General features: G+C 61.8%; 21 protein-coding genes and 3 tRNA genes. 15 read left to right on the top strand and 9 right to left on the bottom strand.

What is annotated here, in order from left to right; translation table 11 throughout:
* Positions 1-246: 246 nt before the first annotated feature.
* Positions 247-331: transfer RNA gene (locus tag DUPY_RS21340), tRNA-Leu, on the bottom strand.
* A gap of 140 nt (positions 332-471) precedes the next feature.
* On the opposite strand from DUPY_RS21340, the gene DUPY_RS21335 reads away from it, so the two are divergent.
* Positions 472-1299 (top strand): PA3715 family protein, encoded by an 828-nt coding sequence (locus DUPY_RS21335; RefSeq protein WP_141749628.1) that lies wholly within the window; start codon positions 472-474, stop codon positions 1297-1299.
* A gap of 65 nt (positions 1300-1364) precedes the next feature.
* Here the strand turns inward: DUPY_RS21335 and DUPY_RS21330 are convergent.
* Positions 1365-1449 (bottom strand) — tRNA-Leu (locus DUPY_RS21330).
* Between the two features lie 330 nt (positions 1450-1779).
* Here DUPY_RS21330 and rnr point away from each other — a divergent pair.
* The 4 genes from rnr (at position 1780) to DUPY_RS21310 (ending at position 6922) form a co-directional block, all read left to right on the top strand.
* A complete protein-coding gene (gene rnr, locus DUPY_RS21325) occupies positions 1780-4308 on the top strand; it encodes a ribonuclease R (protein ID WP_070250867.1) in 2529 nt (842 codons plus the stop codon).
* A gap of 4 nt (positions 4309-4312) precedes the next feature.
* Positions 4313-5056 carry a 23S rRNA (guanosine(2251)-2'-O)-methyltransferase RlmB gene (gene rlmB, locus DUPY_RS21320; protein ID WP_019922191.1) on the top strand — a complete coding sequence of 248 codons (744 nt, stop codon included), beginning with the start codon at positions 4313-4315 and terminating at the stop codon, positions 5054-5056.
* A gap of 420 nt (positions 5057-5476) precedes the next feature.
* Positions 5477-6214, top strand: a complete 738-nt coding sequence (cysE, locus tag DUPY_RS21315) for a serine O-acetyltransferase (protein WP_070250866.1) — start codon at positions 5477-5479, stop codon at positions 6212-6214.
* A 30-nt stretch (positions 6215-6244) separates the two neighbouring features.
* Positions 6245-6922 carry a YceH family protein gene (locus tag DUPY_RS21310; protein WP_070250865.1) on the top strand — a complete coding sequence of 226 codons (678 nt, stop codon included), beginning with the start codon at positions 6245-6247 and terminating at the stop codon, positions 6920-6922.
* A 120-nt stretch (positions 6923-7042) separates the two neighbouring features.
* On the opposite strand, the gene DUPY_RS21305 is transcribed toward DUPY_RS21310, so the two are convergent.
* The 4 genes from DUPY_RS21305 to DUPY_RS21290 all read right to left on the bottom strand — a co-directional run bounded on the left by DUPY_RS21305 (position 7043) and on the right by DUPY_RS21290 (position 10039).
* Positions 7043-7993, bottom strand: a complete 951-nt coding sequence (locus tag DUPY_RS21305; RefSeq protein WP_070250864.1) for a hypothetical protein — start codon at positions 7991-7993, stop codon at positions 7043-7045.
* Entirely contained in the window at positions 7990-8865 is an 876-nt protein-coding gene (locus tag DUPY_RS21300) for an ABC transporter ATP-binding protein (RefSeq protein WP_070250863.1), read from the bottom strand. Before DUPY_RS21300 ends, DUPY_RS21305 begins: the two co-directional genes overlap by 4 nt.
* Positions 8862-9242: a GntR family transcriptional regulator gene (locus DUPY_RS21295; protein WP_070250862.1), complete on the bottom strand. Its 381-nt coding sequence runs from the start codon at positions 9240-9242 to the stop codon at positions 8862-8864. Before DUPY_RS21295 ends, DUPY_RS21300 begins: the two co-directional genes overlap by 4 nt.
* 86 nt (positions 9243-9328) lie before the next feature.
* A complete protein-coding gene (locus tag DUPY_RS21290) occupies positions 9329-10039 on the bottom strand; it encodes a DUF72 domain-containing protein (protein WP_070250861.1) in 711 nt (236 codons plus the stop codon).
* Positions 10040-10519: 480 nt separating this feature from the next.
* Here DUPY_RS21290 and DUPY_RS21285 point away from each other — a divergent pair, with 480 nt between their 5' ends.
* The 3 genes from DUPY_RS21285 (at position 10520) to DUPY_RS21275 (ending at position 14221) form a co-directional block, all read left to right on the top strand.
* On the top strand, positions 10520-12718 hold the full coding sequence (locus DUPY_RS21285; RefSeq protein ID WP_070250860.1) for a bifunctional SulP family inorganic anion transporter/carbonic anhydrase: 2199 nt from the start codon (positions 10520-10522) through the stop codon (positions 12716-12718).
* 77 nt (positions 12719-12795) lie between these two features.
* Positions 12796-13377 (top strand): DUF1439 domain-containing protein, encoded by a 582-nt coding sequence (locus DUPY_RS21280; protein WP_070250859.1) that lies wholly within the window; start codon positions 12796-12798, stop codon positions 13375-13377.
* Between the two features lie 94 nt (positions 13378-13471).
* Positions 13472-14221, top strand: coding sequence for a tetratricopeptide repeat protein (locus tag DUPY_RS21275; RefSeq protein ID WP_070250858.1), 750 nt, complete (start codon positions 13472-13474; stop codon positions 14219-14221).
* Between the two features lie 82 nt (positions 14222-14303).
* Here the strand turns inward: DUPY_RS21275 and DUPY_RS21270 are convergent, their stop codons facing one another.
* From DUPY_RS21270 to DUPY_RS21260, 3 genes are all read right to left on the bottom strand, one after another.
* Complete coding sequence (locus DUPY_RS21270) at positions 14304-15092, bottom strand: UDP-2,3-diacylglucosamine diphosphatase (RefSeq protein ID WP_070250857.1); 789 nt, start codon at positions 15090-15092, stop codon at positions 14304-14306.
* A gap of 6 nt (positions 15093-15098) precedes the next feature.
* Positions 15099-15593: a peptidylprolyl isomerase gene (locus DUPY_RS21265; protein WP_070250856.1), complete on the bottom strand. Its 495-nt coding sequence runs from the start codon at positions 15591-15593 to the stop codon at positions 15099-15101.
* Positions 15594-15655: 62 nt separating this feature from the next.
* The gene (locus DUPY_RS21260) at positions 15656-16291 is read right to left on the bottom strand and encodes a peptidylprolyl isomerase (RefSeq protein WP_070250855.1); all 636 of its coding nucleotides are present in this window, start codon (positions 16289-16291) and stop codon (positions 15656-15658) included.
* Between the two features lie 250 nt (positions 16292-16541).
* On the opposite strand from DUPY_RS21260, the gene cysS reads away from it, so the two are divergent.
* From cysS to DUPY_RS21225, 7 genes are all read left to right on the top strand, one after another.
* Entirely contained in the window at positions 16542-17933 is a 1392-nt protein-coding gene (cysS, locus tag DUPY_RS21255) for a cysteine--tRNA ligase (RefSeq protein ID WP_070250854.1), read from the top strand.
* Positions 17933-18604 (top strand): DNA-3-methyladenine glycosylase family protein, encoded by a 672-nt coding sequence (locus DUPY_RS21250; RefSeq protein WP_070250853.1) that lies wholly within the window; start codon positions 17933-17935, stop codon positions 18602-18604. The genes cysS and DUPY_RS21250 overlap by 1 nt, the downstream gene beginning before the upstream one ends.
* A gap of 211 nt (positions 18605-18815) precedes the next feature.
* The gene (locus DUPY_RS21245; RefSeq protein ID WP_070250852.1) at positions 18816-19790 is read left to right on the top strand and encodes an acetyl-CoA carboxylase carboxyltransferase subunit alpha; all 975 of its coding nucleotides are present in this window, start codon (positions 18816-18818) and stop codon (positions 19788-19790) included.
* A gap of 104 nt (positions 19791-19894) precedes the next feature.
* Positions 19895-21376, top strand: a complete 1482-nt coding sequence (gene tilS, locus DUPY_RS21240) for a tRNA lysidine(34) synthetase TilS (RefSeq protein ID WP_070250851.1) — start codon at positions 19895-19897, stop codon at positions 21374-21376.
* A gap of 141 nt (positions 21377-21517) precedes the next feature.
* Entirely contained in the window at positions 21518-22765 is a 1248-nt protein-coding gene (locus DUPY_RS21235; RefSeq protein WP_070250850.1) for an aspartate kinase, read from the top strand.
* 113 nt (positions 22766-22878) lie between these two features.
* A tRNA-Ser gene (locus DUPY_RS21230) sits at positions 22879-22971 on the top strand.
* A gap of 233 nt (positions 22972-23204) precedes the next feature.
* Positions 23205-23732, top strand: coding sequence for a methanogen output domain 1-containing protein (locus tag DUPY_RS21225; RefSeq protein WP_208600078.1), 528 nt, complete (start codon positions 23205-23207; stop codon positions 23730-23732).
* Positions 23733-23749: the final 17 nt, after the last annotated feature.

Below are 23749 nucleotides of genomic sequence, written 5' to 3'. Positions count from 1 at the left end.
CGGACCTGAACCATGCGCGTCTACCAATTCCGCCACGTGGGCACTGGTGCTGCTATTTACTGCTTTGCTTCTCTCTATCGCCTGTTCTGCAACAGAGGACCGAATCTTAAAGTAGCCTCGCCACTGCGTCAAGGGCATGGGCATGCTTTTGCGAAATTACTTTTGTTAAACTAATTATTGGCTCGTTCTGGAATGAAAAAAGCCGCAGACTCGATGAAAAGTCTGCGGCTTTTTTGCGGAATTTTGTGGTGCCCACGGAGGGACTCGAACCCCCACACCTTGCGGCACATGGACCTGAACCATGCGCGTCTACCAATTCCGCCACGTGGGCACTGTTACTGCTTTGCTGCTCTCTGCTGCGTGTTCTGCATCAGAGGCCAGAACTATACGGGACACTGCGCGCGCCGTCAAGCATGCGCCCGAAGTTTTTGTGAACGTGGGAAGATGCTGGCTTCACTGTCACCATGGATCATGATGAAGCTTTTATATTCCCGCGCGCCGCGCGTGTTGATGGGCGCGCTGCTGCTGCAGCTCGCCGTCGTTGTTAACCACGCTGCCGCCGCCGAGCAGTGTGCCGCCGCAGTGGTGGCGTCAGTCAAGACCACGGTGGAAGTCGGCGAAGCCGGTCAGCCCGATGGTCAGGATGGCGTCAGGATCGGCGACCTGGTGTCCGCCACCTGCAAGGTGTGGCCGCACGACCGCAAGGTGCTGCTGGCGGCCCTGGTCTTTGAAACTGAAGTCGAGGACGGCAAGCACCTGGTGGTGGCCACCGTGGATGCCGCCACCAACCGCGTGCTGGCCCGGTACGGCAACAGCGTGGGCGAGGATGCCGCCACTGCCTTCGGCCCCAACAGCATCGTCATCGACAGCGCGCCTTACCAGTTGGCGCCAGCGGTGCGCGCTTTCGGCATCCGCTTTACCAGCAGCGCGCGCGGCGCCAGTTGCCCTGACGGAATCTGGAAAGATGAGCTGACCCTGTTCGTCCCGCGCGGTCAGTTCTTGTTGCCGGTGTTGCAGGGGGTGGCGATGTCGCGGTCCGAGGCGCGGGAAGGGTGCTTCGGCGGTTCGTCGCCCACGCTGATCTATGACGAAGCCAAGCTGGCGATCGCCATCGACAAGGCGGTCAGTCATGGCTACGCGGATTTGCTGGTGAATGCGCGCATCGTGCGTAGCGAGCCGGGCAAGGATATCGTCGGCAAGGCGAGCGCCGAGCGCGCGGTGCTGCGCTTCGATGGGCAGCAGTACCGGCCGATTAAACAAAAGCCCTGGTGGCTGTTGCTGCACTCGTTGGAAGAGTAAGCGGTGCGGCCATGAAAAAAGCCGCAGACTCGGTTAAAAGTCTGCGGCTTCTTTGCGGAATTTTGTGGTGCCCACGGAGGGACTCGAACCCCCACACCTTGCGGCACATGGACCTGAACCATGCGCGTCTACCAATTCCGCCACGTGGGCACTGGTGCTGCTAATACTAAAAAGGGTGGTCTCGTGCCAGATGAACTTGCGTTCCATACTGCACATCAACCCGGTCTAGCATTTCCTGCTATCTTACGTTTTTCAACGTTGTCGCTGCAAGAGGGCTAGATTATAGAGTAATCTTGCGTGATGTCAAACATCATTTTTGCGTCATGTCAGAAAAAACCGCCAAACTGCTTGCGAATTAGGCTATCCAGGCGTTTCCAAGTACACTACGGCTGTCGTCGCGGCATATATATGCACCGCGACGACTTTGCCAGGCCGGAAACACCGAGAACACTGTCAATCACAACACCATAGAAATAACTTTTGAGCCAAATTACACACACCATTCCAAGCCGTGAGGAAATTCTCGGCATCTTCCGCAGCGCCCAACGGTCGCTTGACCTGCTCGCGGTAGCAAAGTCGCTCGACGTTTCGACCGACGCCCAGGCCGTGCTCTCGCGCCGCCTGAACGCCATGCAGCGCGACGGCCAGATCGTCGTCGACGAGGCCGGCAATTTCACCCTCGCTGAAGATACCGGCTTCATCGCCGGCAAGGTCAGCAGCCACCGCGACGGTTTCGGCTTCGTGATCCCGGATGAGCCGGGCGAAGACCTGTTCCTGCCAGAAAAAGAAATGCAGAAAGTGCTGCATGGCGACCGCGTGATGGCCAAGGTGATCGGTGTCGATCGTCGCGGCCGCAAGGAGGGCACGATTGTCGAAGTCGTCAGCCGCGCCAACACCCACATCATCGGCCGCCTGCTCAATGAAAACGGCGTCTGGGTGGTCGCACCCGAAGACCAGCGCATCGGCCAGGACGTCCTGGTTGAAGGTTCGGTCGGCAAGGCCAAGGCCGGACAGGTCGTCAGTGTTGAGCTGACCGAGCAGCCGATGCGCTTCAAGCAGCCGGTGGGCAAAATTGTTGAAATCCTCGGTTCGCTCGACGACCCGGGCATGGAGATCGAAATCGCCGTGCGCAAGTTCAACGTGCCGCACGTGTTTTCGCCAGCCGCGCTCAAGCAGGCCAACAAGCTGCCCGACCACGTGCGCGAAGCCGACCTGGGCGAGCGCGTCGATTTGCGCGATGTGCCGCTGGTGACCATCGACGGCGAAGACGCGCGCGACTTCGACGATGCGGTCTATTGCGAACCGGTAAAAATCGGCCGCAGCAACGGCTTCCGCCTGATCGTCGCTATTGCCGACGTCAGCCACTACGTCAAACCGAACGACGCCCTCGATACCGACGCGCTCGAACGCAGCACGTCGGTGTACTTCCCGCGCCGCGTGATCCCGATGTTGCCGGAAAAACTGTCCAACGGCCTGTGTTCGCTGAACCCGGCCGTCGATCGCCTGACGCTAGTGTGCGACGCCGTCGTTACCGCCAAGGGCGAGATCAAGGCCTACCAGTTCTACCCGGCCGTGATCCATTCGGCCGCGCGCCTGACGTACACCGAAGTGGCCGATATCCTCGGCGACAAGAAGGGTCCGCAAGCGAAACGCCGTCCGGGCCTGGTGCCGCACCTGGAAAACCTGTACGACGTGTTCCAGGCCTTGTTGAAAGCGCGCAGCGAACGCGGCGCGATCGACTTCGAGACCACCGAAACTTATATCGTCAGCAATCCGTCGACCGGCAAGATCGAAAAGATCATTCCGCGCACCCGCAACGATGCGCACCGCCTGATCGAGGAATGCATGTTGACCGCCAACGTCTGCGCGGCCGACCTCTTGATCCGCAACAAGCACCCGGGCACGTACCGTATCCACGCCAGCCCGACCGCTGAAAAGCTCAAGCAGGTGCGTACCTTCCTCAAGCAGGTGAACCTGACCTTGGAAGGCGGCGACAAGCCGTCGGCCGGCGACTACGCGTCGCTGATGCGCCAGATCAAGGAGCGCCCGGATGCGTCGCTGCTGCAAACGATGCTGCTGCGCTCGATGCAGCAGGCGGTGTACAGCCCCGACAATATCGGCCACTTCGGCCTGGCGTACGAGGCGTATGCCCACTTTACCAGCCCGATCCGCCGCTATCCGGACTTGCTGACGCACCGCGCCATCAAGGCGATTTTGGCCGGTAAAAAATACGAGCCGAAGATCCCTGAGTCGAGCGTACTGAACACCAACGTCTCCAACGCCACGCGCAAGCAGCAGGCCAAGGACAAGGCCGAAGGCAAAGAGAAAAAAGCCGCAGATCTCACCATCTGGGACGCGCTCGGCGTGCACTGCTCGGCCAACGAGCGCCGTGCCGACGAAGCGTCGCGCGACGTCGAAGCCTGGCTCAAGTGCTACTTCATGCAGGATAAACTGGGCGAAGAATTCACCGGCATCATCACCGGCGTGGCCACGTTCGGCATCTTCGTCCAGCTCGACCAGCTGTTCGTCGAAGGCATGGTGCACGTGACCGACCTCGGTTCCGACTACTTCCAGTACGACGACGCCCGCCATGAGCTCAAGGGCGAACGTACCGGCAAGCGCTTCCAGCTGACCGACCGCGTGACCGTGCAAGTGGTGCGGGTGGACCTGGAAATGCGCAAGATCGACCTGCGCCTGTCCGGTCCCGACGCGCCGCCGCCGAAGCCTGAAGGCAGCGGCAACAATGGTAACAATGGCAATAATGGCGGCAAGGATCGCAACAAGACCAACATCAAGCCGGGTCTGACCACGTCGCAGCGCCACGAGGTGAAAACCACGGCAGCGGACAATAATGGTGGCAACAACGGTGGCAACAACGGTGGCAACAACGGTGGTAGCAAACCCAAGTCCCGTTCGCGTGGTGGCCGCAGCAAGAACAATGCCGCGGCGCCTGCCCCGGCAGCACCCCAGGCAGCAAAACCTGCCGCAAAAAGTAAGAAGAAGCGATAAGTAAATGAAGAACAAAATGATTTTCGGGTTCCACGCGGTGACCTCGCGCTTGCGTCACGAGGCCTCGTCGGTGGAAGAGATTTTTATCGACGCCACGCGCGACGACCGCCGCATGAAGGACCTGGTCGCCAACGCCAAGGCAGCCGGCGTGCGCATCATGCCGGTCGATTCGGCCCGCCTCGACAAGATCGTCGGCACCCGCCGCCACCAGGGCGTGATCGCCTTTGCGTCGCAGCTGGCGCTGGCGCGCAACCTAGATGAACTGCTCGACGCCATCGATGGCCCGCCGCTGTTGCTGGTGTTGGACGGCATCACCGATCCGCACAACCTGGGCGCCTGCCTGCGCGTGGCCGACGGTGTCGGCGCGCACGCGGTGATCGTGCCGAAAGACCGCGCCGTGGGCCTGAACGCCACCGCCGCCAAGGTCGCCAGCGGCGCTGCCGAAACCGTGCCTTACATCACGGTGACCAACCTGGCGCGCACGCTGCGCGAACTGAAAGAGCGCGACATCTGGCTGATTGGCACGTCCGACGACGGCGAAAAAGGCTTGTACGAAGCCGACTTCACCGGCCCGACCGCGCTGGTGATGGGTTCGGAAGGCGAGGGCATGCGCCGCCTCACGCGCGAAACCTGCGACGTGCTGGTGAGCATTCCAATGTTCGGCTCGGTCGAGAGTCTGAACGTGTCGGTGGCGTCGGGCGTGTGCCTGTACGAAGCGCGCCGTCAGCGTATCGCCAAGGAAGCGTAACCGCAAAACCAATGGGGTCGGACCCCGTACGGGCGCTGTTTACCCCTGAGACCCATGGGGTCGGACCCCGTACGGGCGCTGTTTCCCCCTGAGACCCATGGGGTCGGACCTCGTACGGGCGCTGTTTACCCCTGAGACCCATGGGGTCGGACCCCGTACGGGCGCTGTTTACCCCTGAGACCCATGGGGTCGGACCCCGTACGGGCGCTGTTTACCCCTGAGACCCATGGGGTCGGACCCCGTACGGGCGCTGTTTCCCCCTGAGACCCATGGGGTCGGACCTCGTACGGGCGCTGTTTACCCCTGAGACCCATGGGGTCGGACCCCGTACGGGGTCCGACCCCGCTGTGCCGGGGGTTCCTCCGGCGCATCCCCTCCAGATACGCTACCATACGCGTTTCCGTTGTCACTCGAACACCCATGTTCCACCACCTGCGCCAAGACATCAACAGCATCATCGAACGCGACCCTGCTGCGCGCAACGCCTGGGAAGTGCTCACCTGTTATCCGGGCCTGCAGGCCATCGTCATGCACCGCTGGGCGTCGTGGTGCTGGTGGCATGGCGCCAAGTGGCTCGGCCGCTTTATCTCCTACTGCGCGCGCATCGTCACCGGCATCGAAATCCACCCCGGCGCCACCATCGGCCGCCGCGTGTTCATCGACCACGGCTTCGGCGTGGTGATCGGCGAGACCGCCGAAATCGGCGACGACTGCACCATCTACCAGGGCGTCACCCTGGGCGGCACGTCGCTGCACACCGGCGCCAAGCGCCACCCGACCCTGGGACGCGGCGTGATCATCGGCGCCGGCGCCAAGGTGCTCGGCGGTTTTACTGTCGGCGACTACGCCAAGGTGGGTTCGAACGCGGTACTGCTCAAACCCGTGCCGCCGGGCGCCACGGCGGTCGGCAACCCGGCCCACATCGTGCAAAAGGATCTGCTCAATGCTGGCGCCAATCCGTTTGCCGCCTACGGCGTCACGCCCAACGGCGACGACCCGCTGTCGAAAGCGCTGCGCAGCCTGATCGAAAACGCCGTGAAGCAGGAAGCGCGCATCGAGCGCCTGGTAGCTACCATGCGCGCAGCCGGGCTCGAGTGTCAGGGCGTGCCTGAATGTGATAAATTAAATTCCGATCAATTGAACAAGCTCGTCGAATAATACGAATAACCACAAGAAGGAACGCTGCAGATGGAAACTACGCCCGAAGGCCTCGAGATACTGGACCCGTTCGAGTTGCGCGTGCTGGCCGTGCTGGCCGAGAAGGAAGCGCTCACGCCCGACAACTATCCGCTGTCGCTCAACGCGCTGGTGAACGGCTGCAACCAGCTGTCGAGCCGCGACCCGGTGATGTCGATCTCGGAAGACACGGTGGCCGAGGTGCTGCAGCGGCTGATGCAGAACAAGTACGTCAACGGCATCACCCAGGCCGGCGCGCGCGTGACCAAGTACGAACACCGCCTGCGCATCAAGTTTTCGCTCGAGCAGGACAAGCTGGCGGTGCTGACCATGCTGATGCTGCGCGGTCTGCAAACGGCCGGCGAAATCCGCACCCGCAGCGGCCGCCTGCACGACTTCAAGTCGGTGGCCGAGGTGGAACATGCGCTGCAATTCTTGATCGACAAGTATCCGCCGCTGGTGTCGAAACTGCCGCTGGCGCCCGGCACCAAGGAGCCGCGCTACGGCCACCTGCTGGCCGGCGAAGAAGCGCTGGCACGCGAGGAAACTGCGGCCAGCCTCGGTGGGTCTGTCGGTGGTGCGGGGCAGGGAACAAAAATCGGCGCGCTGGAGCAGGAAGTCCAGCAACTGCGCCGCCAGGTCGAGGACCTGACCGCGCAGTTCGCAGAGTTCCGCCAGCAGTTCGAATAACCACAAACGCCGCAAGCGCCGCAAGCGCCTGATCCAGCCTTCAGAGCAAGGCGCAGCGACGAAGGCAGTACGAAAGTACGGCGAGGAGTTGCAACGCCGCGCTGGAGGCTGGGTCAGGCGCTAGCCTTCTTCGCGGCGGCGGCGCATGCGTATCGCCACCGCGATCATCGCAATTCCGGCCGCGACACCGATCCACAGCCCCACGTTACCCAGCGTCGACCACGAATACATGAAGGCGGAAGCCGCTGTCGGCAGTCCATGCTCTTCCGACAGCACCAATGTGCGACCGTCAAACCATACCCACGAACCCGGCACCACGCCCAGCAATACCCGGTTGGTGATATTGCTGATGAACCAGCCGACGTTCAGGTCGAAGCCCAGCATCTTCTGTCCCCACACCATCAGCAGCGCAGCGCCCAGCGGCAGGCCTACGGCCCACACGAACACTTTCGAACGCACCATGCTCGAGATCATCAACAGCCAGCCCACCGTCGGCAGCGCCCACAGCACATACACCGGCAACAGGCCCAGCACGCGCAGCGGCGCCAGGTACAACTCGGGCGTGGCCAGCAAATCGCCGAACAGCACCGTGCCATGCAGCGACAGCTTGATGACCACCGCCAACAGCAGGACCAGCGACAGCGCCAGGGCGATGCCCACCACGATCAGCGGCGCCACCACCAGGGCAGTGAAAGCCTTGGACAGCACCGTGGTCCGGTCCGATACCGGCAGCGACTTCCAGAACAGGATGCTGCGGTCGCGGCGTTCGTCGTTGAGCGCACCCAGGCAATAGAAAAACACCAGGAAGCCGAGCACCATGTACACCGGCACGGCGGCGACGATGTAGCCTTGCGCCAGCGTGTCCACCAGGCTGGCGCGGGCCTGGCCCTGGATGCTGACGGTGAGGCTCTGGGCGGCGGCCGCCTCGCCGGAAAACTGCACCTGCTTGCCGAGGAAAATTGCCAGCAGCGCCAGCGCCGCGATCAGTCCTGCGATCACCAGCGGCGTCCACACCAGCATGCCCTTGTGTTCCCACAGTTCGCGCTTGACCAGCCATTTCATGGTTTTCATTGTGGTTGTCCTTTCATGGTGGCGACAAACAGGTCGGCCACGCTGGGGGTGCGCACCTCGCCGAAGGTGGCTAACTGGGTACGGTCGGCGCGGTCAAACAGCATCACCGACTTGCCGAACACGGTGCGCTGCGAGATCGGTCCCAGCGCGCTGGCAACGGCCACGAACTGCGGCTCGACCATCACCTCGGTAAAGCGTTCGCCTACCTCGTCCATGCTGGCGGCGAGCGCAATGCGGCCATTCTCGATGAACATCAGGTCCGACAGGATGTGCTCGACTTCCTCGATCTGGTGGGTGGTGATGACGATGGTCTTCTGGTCGTCGAAATAGTCTTCCAGCAGATTCTGGTAAAACTGTTTGCGGTACAGGATGTCCAGGCCCAGCGTGGGCTCGTCGAGCACCAGCAGCTTGGCGTCGATCGCCATTACCAGCGCCAGGTGCAGTTGCACCACCATGCCCTTGGACATGGCGTTGACTTTCATGTTCGGCGTGAGCTTGGTGCTGGCGATGTACTGCTCGGCGCGGGCGCGGTCGAAGCGCGGGTGCACGCCGGCCACGAAGTCGATTGCATCCTTTACTTTGAGCCACTTGGGCAGGATGGCGACGTCGGCGATGAAGCAGACGTCGTTCATCAGCAGTTCGCGCTCGGTGCGCGGGTCGCGGCCCAGCACTGACAGCGCGCCTTCGAACGGTGTCAAGCCGAGGATGGCCTTGAGCGTGGTGGTCTTGCCCGAGCCGTTGGGACCGACCAGGCCGACGATGCGGCCGGCGCCGATGGTAAAGCTGACGTTGTCGAGCGCGACCTGTTTGCCGTAGTGCTTGGTCAGGCCGGTGGCAGTGATCACGGGCGAGTTGTTCAGTTCGGCATTCATGGCTGCGCTCCTGCTGCTGTGGTCGTGGCGGCGCCGAGCAGGGCAGCGGTGTCCAGCCCCAGGCGGCGGATGCGTTCGAGCATGGCCGGCCATTCCTCGCGCATGAAGCGCTCGCGTTCGCTCGCCAGCAATTTGTCGTGTGCGCCCTCGGTTACATACATGCCTAATCCCCTGCGTTTTTCCACCAGCGCCTCGTCCACCAGTTCCTGGTAGGCCCGCGACACCGTGATTGGGTTGAGTTGATAATCGGCCGCCACCTGGCGCACCGAGGGCAGGGCATCGCCTGCCTTGAGCAAGCCGTCGAGCATCATGCCGACCACCTTGTCCTTCAACTGCCGATAAATCGGCGCGTTGTCATTCCAGCCTGTCGTTGACATACATGGAGTCCTCTATTGATGTGGTGTTGTAGTGAACTATAACACTAAAAATCAAGAAGGCAACGGTGCTGTGGTCGTCGTTGGTTTCACGCCGTCTTGCGTTGGAATTGCAAGGCGTTCGGCAGCGCCGCGCCCGACGCCGTGTTGTCGAAGATGCACCAGGCCGCGCGCCCGGCAAGGTATGCCGCCACGTCGCCCAGGTACTCGTCGGTGTACGACGAGTAATACATGCGCGGGCTGCCGTGCAGGCGGGCGTACACCATCTCGGTCGTGGGCACGAACGGCCCTGCTGCGCCCGCTGGTGGATCGGCGATCACGCGCGTGATGGCGTGGGATTGCAGCAGCGCCGTGGCGTCGTCGCCGAACCAGCTGCCGTGGCGCGCCTCGCAGGCGAACGCGCAGGCGAAGTGCTGGCGCAGGCGGGTGAAGAAGGCGTTGGCCGTGGCGGCATCAAACCGCAGGCTGGGGGGCAGTTGCACCAGGATGCAGCCGAGCTTGTCGCCGAGCGTGTTGGCCTGGCCGGCAAATGCGGCGAGCAACGTCTCGATATCGACCAGGCGCTGGTCATGGCTGATGCTGCGCGGCAGTTTGACGGCGAAGCGGAAAGCGGCCGGCACGCTGGCCGCCCAGCGCGCGTAGGTGGCGGGCTGGTGCGGCTTGTAGAAGGACGAATTGATTTCTACCGCGTTGAGCACGCGCGCATAACGCTCGAGATGGCTGCCGTCGCCGGGAAACGAAGACGCCTCGTCGCGGCCGATACTCCAGCCGGCGCAGCCGATACGGATAGTAGTATTCATCGGGTGATTGTAGTGCGCCGCGCAAAATCGCGTCGTCCGCATTCTACCGCGATGGGCTACGTATAATTAATTACGTAATAATACGTAGATCGAATAATTATTGATTTGCATAATGATTATTCACATTGCCGAGAATAAAAATCATTTTAATTTCCGATGGATAATTTGAATATATTTCTCAGAAATTTTAATTTCTGGAAATAAAAATATTAAAGCAAATTAACTTGAAAAACTTTTGTGCACTGCAAAAGTCCATGCTATATTTATTACCAAGCTCAACGCCAGACCAGTCCTCCACCCATGCCAGGCGATCCTTCGGCAAGGCAGAGCAGGACGCGGCACGCGGAATAACCGCATCGCCAGCATAAAAAACTTTGTTTTCATCTTCGTTATCGTTTTATCCCAGATCATCCGGGAGGACGTCCTGCGCCTTGATGTAAAGCGCTGGTCGCCATTCACACTTTTATATGGACGCCCATCATGAAGAATCTTAAATATGATATTCCGGCCGCCCTCGTGGTCTTTCTCGTGGCTTTGCCACTGTGTCTCGGTATTGCGCTCGCTTCCGGCGCACCGCTAATGTCGGGGATTATCTCCGGCATTATCGGCGGCATCGTGGTGGGGGCGCTCAGCGGCTCGCAGACCAGCGTCAGTGGCCCGGCTGCCGGCCTGGCGGCGGTGGTGCTGGCTTCGGTGACCAAGCTCGGCGGCTTCGAGATCCTGCTGGTGGCGATCCTGATCGCCGGCGCATTGCAAGTGGTGATGGGCCTTTGCCGCGCCGGCTTCATTGCCAATTACGTGCCGTCGAGCGTGATCAAGGGACTGCTGGCGGCGATCGGCATCCTGCTGATCCTGACCCAGATTCCGCACGCGTTCGGCTACGATCCGAAGAACGCCGACAATTTCTCCTTCTTCCAGGGCAATGGCGAGAACCTGGTCTCGATGCTGGGCCAGGCGGTCGAATTCATCACGCCGGGTGCGCTGGTCATCTCGGCACTGTCGATATTGATGCTGGTCTACTGGGGCAAGACGCCGCTGGGCAAGTTCAAGATGCTGCCGGCGCCGCTGTTCGTGGTGGCGTTCGCCATCGGCCTGAACGCCTTCTTTGCCGCGTTCGCGCCGTCGCTGGCAGTGACCGCCACCCACCTGGTGGACCTGCCGCAGCTCGACGCCAGCAATCCCGGCGCCTTCCTGCTGCTGCCCGACCTGCGCCACCTGGCCAACCTCGACGTCTGGATGGTGGGCATCACGATTGCCATCGTGGCGTCGCTGGAAACCCTGCTCAACGTGGAAGCGGTGGACAAGGTCGATCCCCTCAAGCGTGAAACCCCGGCCAATCGCGAACTGCTGGCGCAAGGCGTGGGCAATATGCTGGCCGGCCTGTTTGGCGGCTTGCCGGTGACGTCGGTCATCGTGCGCAGCACCGTGAACGTCCAGTCGGGCAACCGGACCAAGGCCTCGGCCGTGCTGCACGGCCTGTTCCTGCTCGGCGGTGTACTGTTGCTGAGCCCCGTACTGAACATGATTCCGCTGGCGGCACTGGCGGCGATCCTGATCACCACCGGCTACAAGCTGGCCAACGTGGCGGTGTTCCGCGAGATGTACCGCAAGGGCGGCACGCAATTCATGCCGTTCGTCATTACTGTGGTGGCGATCGTCGCAACCGACCTGCTGACCGGCGTGGTGATCGGGCTGGCCGCCGGCCTGTTCTATCTGCTGCGCAGCAACTTCCGCAACCCGTACTCGCTGCAGCAGTACAAGCTGCACATCGGCGACGTGATCAAGATGGAGTTGCCCAACCAGGTCTCGTTCCTGAACAAGGCCACCATCAAGGAAGCGCTGTGGAATATCCCGGACGGCTCGCAAGTTGTGATCAATGCCTCCGCCACCGACTATATCGACCACGATGCGATGGAAGTGATCGAAGACTACCGCACCGTGGCGGCGGAGCGCGACGTGCAACTGAGCGTGGTGGGCCTGCGCGAAGTGTATCGCCAGGATGCGCCCGACCAGTTCGTGCCGGTGCTCGACCACGCGACGCAGAAAAAGCTGGCGCCCGAAGCCGTGCTGCAAGTGCTCAAGGAAGGTAACCAGCGCTTCCGCGAGGGACGCCGCTTCGAGAACGATTATGTGCACCAGGCCAGCGCCACGGCCGGCGGCCAGCATCCGATGGCGGTGGTAGTCAATTGCATCGACTCGCGCACGTCGCCGGAAATCATTTTTGATGCCGGCCTGGGCGACCTGCTGACCATTCGCATTGCCGGCAACGTGATCAGCCGCGAAATCATCGGCAGCCTGGAAATTGCCGCCAAGCTCGGCGCCAAGCTGATCGTGGTGAAAGGCCACTCGTCGTGCGGCGCGATCGGCCTGGCCATGCAGCAGGAAGGCTCGCACAGCATCGGCGCCATTACCGGCAAGATCCAGTGGGCGATCCACCAGTGCGGCGACCACGCCCACCTGGGCGACAAGCAGCTGCGCGACCGCGTGGCGCGCCATAACGTGGAAAACTCCCTGGCCGAAATCATCGACGGCAGCGAGTTCCTGCGCGCAGCCATCCGCCGCGGCGAGATCGGGCTGGTGGGCGCCTTCCACGACATCGCCTCGCGCAACGTCGAGTTCGGCGAGCTGGTCGTGCCCGATACCTTCGATCCGCAGCGTCCGCTCCATATCGCCGCCTAGTCAGGTCCGACAGGCTGCCGGGACAGCGCGCGGCAGCTCGGTCATAATGGCGCCATCCCCATCGATGGAACCACCTCATGACCAAGCTGAAACGCTATTTTTCACTGTCCCTGTCGCTGCTGCTGATTGCCGGCGTGCTGTCGGCCTGCTCCGCCCTGATCGGCCCGCGCGACATCGAGGTCCGGCAGGAAAAGCTGCAGCAGAACCTCGATCGCAAGTTTCCCATGCACCACCGGGTGCTGGGCATCTTCGACGTCGAGCTGGGCCACCCGCAACTGGCCATCCTGGCCGAGAACAACCGGGTGGCGCTGACCTTCGACCTGAACGTCACGCCGCTGCTGGCGCGGCAATCGTGGCGTGGCAACATGGCCATCTCTGGCCGCCTCCAGGTCGACCCCGTGCGCAACACCATCTACATCGCCGACACCCACGTCGACCAGTTTGCGCTCGACAATATGGACGCGGGCAAGCAGGCCCAGTTGGCCAGCGTGGCCAACCTGCTCAGCGACACGTTGGTCAAGAATGTGGCCGTGCATACGTTCAAGCCGGAAGACTTGCGCTACGCCGGCGTGCAGTTCGAGCTGACCGCCATCGATACCCGTCCCGGTGCGTTGCTGGCGCGCTTGCGGCCGGCCGAACCAGGCCGTGCAGGCAGGTAAATCCGGCCGCGCGCCCGGTCTTAAGGATCGGGCGCTTGTGATGGCGCGTTGAAGCTTCTACAATCGCTTCCTTGAAGATACTGTAGAGGCAGCAATGGAAATTTTTGGCATCGGCATCCACATCCTGGTGGCGATCTTTTTTGCCGTGCACGCGGTGCGCAACGGCCAGCCGATTTACTGGCTGCTGATCCTGTTCATGTTCCCGCTGATCGGCAGCGTGGTGTATTTCATCGCCATCTACCTGCCCAGCTCGCGCATCAACCAGGGCGCGCGCAAGGTGGCCTCGGTGGCGGTCAAGACGCTGGACCCGGGCCGCGAACTGCGCGAGGCGCGCGAAGCGTACGAGTACACGCCCACCGCGCAAAACCAGATGCGCCTGGCCAGCGCGCTGCTCGAAGGCGGCAACGCGGCCGAGGCGGCAACCACCTACGAAGCCTGCCTGCAAGGCCCGTTTTCGGGCGACCTGGAAATCCGCTTCGGCGCGGCGCGCGCCACGTTCGCTGCCGGCCGCGCCGACGATGCCGTCAAACACTTGCAAACCATTCGCGCCGCCAACGACGGTTTCCGCGCCGAGCAGGTATCGCTGTTGCTGGCGCAGGCGTGGGCAGCTGCCGGACGCCAGGACGAGGCCCGTGCCGAGTTCGAACATGCGTTGAGTCGCTACAGCGGTTTTACCACCCAGGCCGAATACGCGATCTGGGCGGCCGGCGCGGGTGACACCGACAAGGCCCGCGCGCTGGACGTGGAATTGCGCCGCACCATTGAGCGCTGGACGCCGCAGACGCGCGACCTCAACCAGCCGCTGATCAGGCGTTTGAATGCGGCCATGTCGGCGTTGCGCTAAGCATTAAAACTGAACCCGCACGGCAAAGCTGGGGACGGACCCGGTACGGGGTCCGTCCCCAATCGCCGCAGCAATCAGATTGTTACAGTGAATCGGGGGTAACACTGCCATCGAGGCCATGGCGCGTGATCACGCCGGCGCCGTCGATGGCAATCCAGCCACCGCGCGGCGGCGTCGCTGCCGGCTCCCAGTCGGGCAGCACGTAGCGGCGCGTGTCGCCGACCAGGTGCAGGGCAGGGCGGTGGGTGTGGCCGTGGATCATGACGCGGGTGTCGGTCTGCGCAAACAGGTCGGCAATCGCCTGTGGCGTCACATCCATGATCTCGTAGGCTTTGGTGCCCTGGTCCTTGCGGCTGTTTTCGCGCATGCCAGCGATGATCGCCTTGCGCTGCGCCAGCGGCATCGCCAGGAACTGCTGCTGCCAGGCTGGTTGCCGCACCATGGCGCGGAACTCCATGTACTTGACGTCTTCGGTGCACTGGGCGTCGCCGTGCACCAGCACCAGGCGCTGGCCGCCGATCTCGGTGACGAACACTTCCGGCAGCAGGGTTGCGCCAGCGGCGGCGGCAAAGTCTGCGCCCACCAGGAAGTCACGGTTGCCGGCGATCCAGTAGATGGCCGTGCCCGCATCGCTCACGCGGCGCAGCGCCGCAATGATGTGTTGATTGAAGGGATCGCTGATGTCGTCGTCGCCGGCCCAGTATTCGAACAGGTCGCCGAGCAGGTACAACTGGGGCGCATGCCGCGCATGGCGTTCCAGGAAATCGTGGAACGCTGCCGTGATGGCGGGCTGCGCGGCCTGCAAGTGCAGGTCGGAGATGAACAGCGCGCTTGCGTCGGACGCGCGCGCGCCGGTCAGGGTATTGCTCATCAAAAATTACGCAGCCAGTTCGATGCTTTCGATGATCACGTCTTCCGCTGGCACGTCGGCGAACATGCCGCTGCGGGTGGTTTTGACTTTGCGGATTTCGTCCACGATCTCGGTGCCTTCGACAACTTTACCGAACACGGCGTAGCCCCAGCCGTCCTGGCCCGGGTAGTCGAGGAAGGTGTTGTTCTTGATGTTGATGAAGAATTGCGCCGATGCCGAGTGCGGCGCCGAGGTACGGGCCATGGCCAGCGTGTATGGCTCGTTTTTCAGGCCGTTCTTGGCTTCGTTTTCAACGGTGGCGTCAGCTGGCTTTTGCTTCATGCCTGGCTCGAAACCGCCGCCCTGGATCATGAAACCGTCGATCACGCGGTGGAAGATGGTGTTGCTGTAGTGGCCGGCGTTCATGTACGACAGAAAGTTTTCCACCGATTTAGGCGCCAGTTGATCGTTCAGCTCGGCAACCATTTTGCCCTTGTTGGTGGTGATGATGACTTTGGTCATGATGTTCCTTGATGAGGTTAAACAATGAGGTTTAAAAATGCGGTTTAAAAAGCGGCTGGCCGCTATTCTACATTTTTGGGCTGAATCGGGGTTTTCAAAATGGTTGCAGACTTGACGATGATGGGCGTGACCGGGATGTTCTGGAAGATACCCTTGTCGTCCACCAGCACGCCCTTGATCTTGTCCACCGTCTCGCGGCCGTCGATCACCTTGCCGAACACCGTGTAGCCCACGCCGTCGCGGCCGGGGAAATTCAGGGCCTGGTTATCGGCGACGTTGATGAAAAACTGCGAATTGGCCGAGTTGGGATCGTCCATGCGCGCCATGGCGATCGTGTAGGCGTCGTTGGACAGGCCGTTTTGCGATTCGCTCGGGACATTCTTGCGGGTTGGCTTGCTCTTGAGCTTTTCATCGTAGCCGCCGCCCTGGATCATGAAGCCGTCGATCACGCGGTGGAAGATGGTGCCCTTGTAATAGCCGGACTTGACGTAGGCGAGGAAGTTATCGACCGATTTCGGTGCTTTCTCGCGGTCCAGTTCCACCACGATGTCGCCCATGGTGGTCTTGATCTGCACTTGCGGCTGCGCGGCTGGCTCGGCCGCAACTGCGTTGGCGGACAGGGCGACAGCGCCGGACAGGGCCAGGCCGGCGAGCAGGGCGCCGACACGGCCGAACAATGAAGGCTGGGTTTGATGCATGTGGACTTCCTTTAGTGGACTATGCGGTTTTTATCAATGCTATACTTCTCCAAAACCATGCCATTCTACCTGCTGGCAGGTGGAAACAATAACACTACCGAGGCCCGGCAGTGGTCCATCACAACGCGCACCCCAATGCGCAAGGCAAAGCGAAACCAGGCGCGCCCTTACGGTGCAGCGCCGGGCTTTTGTATTGCCGCTAGTGAGTGGGCCAGCACGTGGCATCACGACAAGAATACGCAAGAGTCCGATGAGCAATTTAAAGATTTACAACACGCTGGCGCGTGACAAGCAGGCATTCGTTCCCATCGAGACTGGCAAAGTCCGCATGTATGTGTGCGGCATGACCATTTATGACTACTGCCACATCGGCCACGCGCGCATGATGATGGCGTTCGACGTGATGTACCGCTGGCTGCTGGCCACCGGCTACGAGGTCACGTACGCCCGCAACATCACCGACATCGACGATAAAATCATCCGCCGCGCGGTGGAAAACGGCGAAACGATCTCGCAGCTGACCACGCGTTTTACCCGCTACATGGACGAAGACACGGGCGCGCTCGGCATCCTGCCGCCCACGCTGGTGCCGCGCGCCACCGAATACGTGCCGCAAATGCTGGCGCTGATCGAAACGCTCGAACAGAAAGACCTGGCGTACCAGGGTACCGACGGCGACGTCAATTACGCGGTGCGCAACTTCCCCAACTATGGCCGCCTGTCCGGCAAGTCGCTCGACGACCTGCGCGCCGGCGAGCGCGTGGACGTCAACACCGGCAAGCGCGATCCGCTCGACTTCGTGCTGTGGAAGGCCTCGAAAGAGTCCGAGCCGGAAGAAGTCAAATGGGATTCCAAGTGGGGCAAGGGCCGTCCGGGCTGGCACATCGAGTGCTCGGCCATGTGCTCGGCGCTGCTGGGCGAACATTTCGACATCCACGGCGGCGGCGCCGACCTGCAGTTCCCGCACCACGAAAACGAGATCGCCCAGTCCGAAGGCGCGTTCGGCCAGACCATGGTCAATTACTGGGTGCACAACGGGTTCGTGCGCGTTGATAACGAAAAGATGTCCAAGTCGCTGGGCAACTTCTTCACCATCCGCGAAGTACTGAAAAAATTCGATGCCGAAGTGATCCGCTTCTTCATCATGCGTGCCCATTACCGCAGCCCGTTGAACTACTCGGACGCCCACCTGGACGACGCCCGCGTGGCGCTCACGCGCCTGTACACCGCGCTCGACGGCGTGGACGGCGATGGCGCCGACCTCGACTGGACCGAAGCCCACGCCGTGCGCTTTGCCCAAGCGATGGACGACGACTTCAATACGCCGGTGGCGATTGCCGTGCTGTTCGACCTGGCGACCGAGATCAACAAGAGCAAGTCGCCAGCGCTGGTGCGCCAACTGAAAGGCCTGGCAGACGTGATCGGCTTGCTCGGCCGCAGCGCCCAGCAATTCCTGCAGGCGGCAGTCGGCGAAACCGACACCACCGGCGACGCTGCCATTGCCGCCCAGATCGCGCAACGCGCTGCAGCCAAGAAGGCGCGCAACTTCGCCGAATCCGACAAGATCCGCGCCGACCTGCTCGCAGCCGGCATCATCCTCGAGGACAAACCCGACGGCACGACCAACTGGCGCCGCGCATAATGGTCACTGCCAAGGACAACGGGGCCGCTGTGCCCGATTCGGCCGGTCCGCTATCGGCCGTGCCGCCGTACTGGGAACAGGCCAAGATCGAGCTGATGAAGCGCGATCGCATCATGAAAAAGCTGATCCCGCAATTCGGCGACCTGCACCTGGTGGGTCACGACGACCCGTTTACCACGCTGGCGCGCTCGATCGTCGGCCAGCAGGTCACGCCCAAGGTGGCCGACGCCGCCTGGCGCAAGCTGCTGCTGGCGTGCCCCAAGTGCACGCCCGCGCAGGTGATCAAGGCCGGCGCCGAGCAACTGTCCGCCTGCGGCTTGTCCAAGCGCAAGACCGAGTACATCCTCGACCTGGCCGACCATTTCAAGAACAAGCGCGTCCATAGCGCCCTGTGGGGCCAGATGGAAGACGAGGCTGTGATTGCCGAGCTGGTGCAAATTCGTGGTATCGGCCGCTGGACAGCGGAGATGTTTTTGATATTTAATTTGCTGCGTCCCAATGTTTTGCCGCTCGACGACCCCGGTTTGATCCAGGGCATCAGCCAGAATTATTTCTCAGGTGAACCTGTTTCCCGCAGCGATGCGCGCGAAGTGTCGGCCAACTGGGAACCCTGGCGCACGGTGGCAACATGGTACTTATGGCGTAGTCTGGACCCGGTTCCTGTAGAATAAGCACTCTAGGGAACCTCGACAAACCTACTGCGCGTTCCGCTATCGCCGCTGCGTTGCTCAGCGTACCTCCGTACGCTTGCGCTGTTCGCGACGATAACGGACCGCTCGCTACGGTTTTTCGGGGTCCCCTTTTATCGCTGTGCGAGGCCGTTTTTGCTCGCCATAATCGGCTCCCGCGAGGGGCGCAGCCAAGAATAATCCCGGAGGTACAATGACCAAAACGACTTTCCTCAATTTTGAGCAACCGATTGCCGAGCTCGATGGCAAAATCGAAGAGCTGCGCTTCGTCCAGGACGATTCGGCCGTCGACATCTCGGAGGAGATCGACCGGCTGGCCAAGAAGAGCCAGCAACTGACCAAAGACATCTACGCCAAGCTCACGCCATGGCAGGTTGCGCAAATCGCGCGCCACCCGCAGCGTCCATACACGATGGATTACGTGAACGAAATCTTCACCGACTTCCACGAACTGCACGGCGACCGCACCTACGCGGACGACCAGTCCATCGTCGGCGGCCTGGCCCGCTTCAACGGCCAGGCCTGCATGGTGATCGGCCACCAGAAGGGTCGTGACACCAAGGAGCGCGCCATGCGCAACTTCGGCATGCCGAAGCCGGAAGGCTACCGCAAGGCCATGCGCCTGATGAAGCTGGCCGAGAAATTCGGCATTCCCGTGTTTACCTTCGTTGACACCCCGGGCGCATTCCCCGGCATCGACGCCGAAGAGCGGGGCCAGTCCGAAGCCATCGGCCACAACCTGTACGTGATGGCCGAACTGAAAGTGCCGCTGATCGCCACCATCATCGGCGAAGGCGGCTCCGGCGGCGCGCTGGCGATTGCCGTGGGCGACTCGGTGCTGATGCTGCAATACTCGACCTACTCGGTGATCTCGCCCGAAGGTTGCGCGTCGATCCTGTGGAAAACCTCGGAGCGTGCAGCCGACGCCGCCGAAGCGCTGGGCCTGACCGCGCACCGCCTGAAAGCCATCGGCCTGATCGACAAGATCATCAACGAACCGCTGGGCGGCGCCCACCGCGATCCGAAAGCCATGGCCACCATGCTCAAGCGCGCACTGGCCGACTCGCTGCGCCAGTTCCAGGGCGTCAAAACCAAGGACCTGATCGAAGCCCGCCACCAGAAGCTGCTGGGCTACGGCAAGTTCAAAGAGACGACGCCGCAGGAATAAGTACGCGACGGTGATTCCGTCATCCCTGCGCAGGCGGGGATCCAATCTCACCACCACCGGGGGCACGCAAACGCGTCGCCCCCGGTTCGCATTTGGAACCACACATGAAGCAGCAAATCCCCACGCTCGCCAGCACCTTCGCCCAAGCCGTCCACGCCGCCCGCGAACAAGCCGGCAACACCCGAAAAATCGCCATCGCCCTCAGCGGCGGCCTCGATTCTTCTGCACTGCTGCACCTGGCCCACGCCCACGCCGCCGAGCACGGCCTGCAACTGCACGCCTTCCACATCCACCACGGCCTCAGCCCCAACGCCGACACCTGGCTTACCCACTGCGAACAAGCTTGCGTCGCCCTCGGCGTGCCATTCCAGGCGCGCCACGTCGAGCTGCAGCGCAAGGACAAGACCGGCACCGAGGAAGCTGCCCGCAAGGCCCGCTACGCCGCGCTGGGCGCGCTGTGCCGCGAACACGGCGTTGAACTGCTGCTCACCGCCCACCACCAGGACGACCAGGCCGAGACCGTGCTGCTGCAATTGCTGCGCGGCTCCGGCCCGGCCGGCCTGTCGGGCATGGATGCGGCCAACACGGCCGCCAGCCTGCTGGCCAACGAGCAGCTGGTGATGGCCCGTCCATTGCTCACCGCGTCACGCAGGCAGCTGGACCAATACGTGACCGGGCACGGCATCACCCACATCCACGACGAATCGAACGATGACCCGCGCTTCGCCCGCAACGCGCTGCGCCGCACCATCATGCCGGTCCTGGGCGACGCCTTCCCCGGCTTCCAGGAGCGCCTGGCGCGCAGCGCATCGCACGCCCAGGCCGCCCAGCGCCTGCTGACCGAGCTGGCGCAGCAGGACCTTGCACTGTGCCTCGATGGCGACCGCCTCGACATGACCAGGCTGCGCACGCTGAGCCTGGACCGCATCCACAATTTGCTGCGCCACTGGTTCGGCACCCGTGGCCTGCGCATGCCGAGCGCGGCCTGGCTGTCGGAAACCGTCACCCAGCTGCTCGAGGCGCGCGACGACGCCCAGGTGCTGGTCACGCACCCGGACTGCCACGTGCGCCGCTACCGCGACCGCCTGCACCTGACGCCCAAGTTGGCCGACCTGGAAGGCACGCGCGAAGACCAGTTCGATCAGACCCCGGGCACGCCGTTCCGCTGGAGTGGCGAAGCGCAACTGGCGTTTCCGGCCTATGGTGGTGTGTTGCACTTCGATGCGATCGAGGCTGTTCACGCCGAGGCAGGCGAGGGCGCTGTTGTCAGCGCTGCTCCCGAAGCCGCGCCTGCTGACGGCGAGGCTGAAGCGCCGCCTACCGGCATCGACGCCGACTGGCTGCGCAGCCTGCCGCTCCTGATCGAATTCCGTCGCGGCGGCGAACGCCTGAAGCGCGCCGACAACCGGCCGACCCGCCCCCTCAAATATCACTTCCAGGAACTCAACATCCCGGCCTGGGAACGCGGTCGTTTGCCGGTGGTTCACGCCGGCAAGGACCTGATTTTTGCCGCTGGCATCGGCATGGATTGCAAGCATTTGGGCGCTGGGGTAGGACGAATCCGGCTGAGTTGGCAGGCACTGTAGGAATTCGACATATTTGCCGAATTTTGTATGTGCATATGCCTATACGGTATGAGAATATGAGCTTTGTGACTTGTTATTTTGCACTGCCGCATGTAGAGTTTAGGGTTCCATTTACCTTTAATGAGCGGAAAACTCTCTGTTATGGCTTTAATCGTGCACAAATATGGCGGTACGTCGATGGGTTCGACGGACCGTATCAAGAACGTCGCGCGGCGTGTTGCCAAGTGGCATGACGCCGGTCACCGCATCGTCGTGGTGCCATCGGCAATGTCGGGCGAGACCAACCGCCTGATCGCCCTGGCCAAGGAAATTCAATCCCAGCCCGACCCACGCGAACTGGACATGATCGCCTCCACCGGCGAACAGGTCTCGGTGGGCTTGCTGGCCATGGCGCTGCTGGCGATCGGCAAGAAAGCCGTGTCCTACGCCGGCTGGCAAGTCGCGATTAAAACCGATTCCGCCTACACCAAGGCCCGCATACAGTCGATCGACAACGACAAGGTCAACCGCGACCTCGACGACGGCAAGATCGTCATCATCACCGGTTTCCAGGGCGTTGACGACCTCGGCAACATCGCCACGCTCGGCCGTGGTGGTTCGGACACTTCGGCCGTGGCAATCGCCGCCGCCATGAAGGCCGACGAATGCCTGATCTTCACCGACGTCGACGGCGTGTACACGACCGACCCGCGCGTGGTCTCCGAAGCGCGCCGCCTGAAGGCGATCACGTTCGAAGAAATGCTGGAACTGGCGTCGCTGGGCTCGAAAGTGCTGCAGACCCGCTCGGTGGAATTCGCCGGCAACTACCGCGTACCGACGCGCGTGCTGTCGTCGCTGACCGACCCGATGCTCGACATCGAAGAAGAAGCCAACTCTGGCACCCTGATTTCGTTTGAGGAAGACAAACACATGGAACAAGCAGTCATCTCCGGCATCGCCTTCAACCGCGACGAAGCCAAAATCACCGTGCTGGGCGTACCGGACCGCCCGGGCGTGGCGTACCACATCCTCGGACCGGTGGCTGACGCCAACATCGAAGTGGACATGATCATACAGAACCAGTCGGTCGAAGGTAAAACCGACTTCACGTTCACTGTCTCGCGCAACGACTACCAGCGCGCCATCGACGTGCTCAACGGCACCCGCGAAGAACTGGGTGCCGCCAGCGTGACCGGCGACGCCAAGGTGTCGAAAATTTCCGTGGTAGGCGTAGGCATGCGTTCACACGTGGGCGTGGCCTCGCAGATGTTCCGCACGCTGTCGGAAGAGGGCATCAATATCATGATGATCTCGACGTCGGAAATCAAAATCTCGGTGCTGATCGACGAGAAATACATGGAACTGGCCGTGCGCGCGCTGCATAAAGCGTTCGAACTGGAAAAAGCATAATTTTTTTAAAAAAACCGTTGTGTTGCCTTGACCGAAACGGTCCTGGTCTATACTATGACGGTCGTCTGCTGCAGCGTAGTTTGGTGAAGCAGACATAGTTGAGTGATCGACTAGGAGACGTGGCCGAGTGGCCGAAGGCACATCCCTGCTAAGGATGCATACGGCTTATACCTGTATCGTGGGTTCGAATCCCACCGTCTCCGCCAGAACCTTAAAAACCCGCTTCGGCGGGTTTTTTCATTTCTGCCTTTCTCACCAGCCTGGGTCTCGCCAAACTGCGCAGCCCGGGCTACTACGGCGACGGCGGCGGCCTGGCGACTACGCCAAATACGATGGGCATTGTGTGTAATAATTACGAATATCAACAAATCGTTTAGCGTCTGACGCTGCAGTCGACACGTCTGGGGATTTTCAAATATCAACAATGCCGACTTTAACAATGCACACTTCCCCACTAACCGTCAGCGAACTGCCTATTGAACTCGACCGGGATTTGTTTCTCAGGACGCTCATTCGCGAATTGTCAGGCACCTTGCAGGATGTCGTGGGCCTTGAGGAGGCGTCCGGTTTCGTCAGCGCGGTGGGTCAGCGGATTGGCGACCATATCAACCTCAGCTACCGGTCGGCACTGAATGTTCATGTGCTCTCCAAGCAGCAGGTCGCTGAGGTGCTGGTAGATCTGAAGCGCCGAATTCAGGGCGACTTTTTTATTTTGGAACAGACCGACGAAAAGATTGTATTTGGCAATCATGTCTGTCCATTCGCCGAAAAAGTGATCGGCCGCCCGTCGATGTGCATGATGACCTCCAATGTGTTCGGTACCATCGCAGCGGAAAACCTCGGTTACGCAAAAGTGTCGTTGGAACAGACGATTGCGCAGGGCGCGGCCGGATGTCGCGTGGTCGTTTATCTCAAGCCACAACCGGCTGCAGACCAGGCAGAGGGGCGTGAGTATTTTTCCGGCTAACCCACCCCCGCCCCCGC

It is taken from the genome of Duganella phyllosphaerae, assembly GCF_001758785.1.
In the GTDB taxonomy this organism is placed as follows: domain Bacteria; phylum Pseudomonadota; class Gammaproteobacteria; order Burkholderiales; family Burkholderiaceae_D; genus Rugamonas; species Rugamonas phyllosphaerae.
Note: the sequence above shows the minus strand (reverse complement) of the source record. Positions and strands in the feature narration are given on the sequence as shown.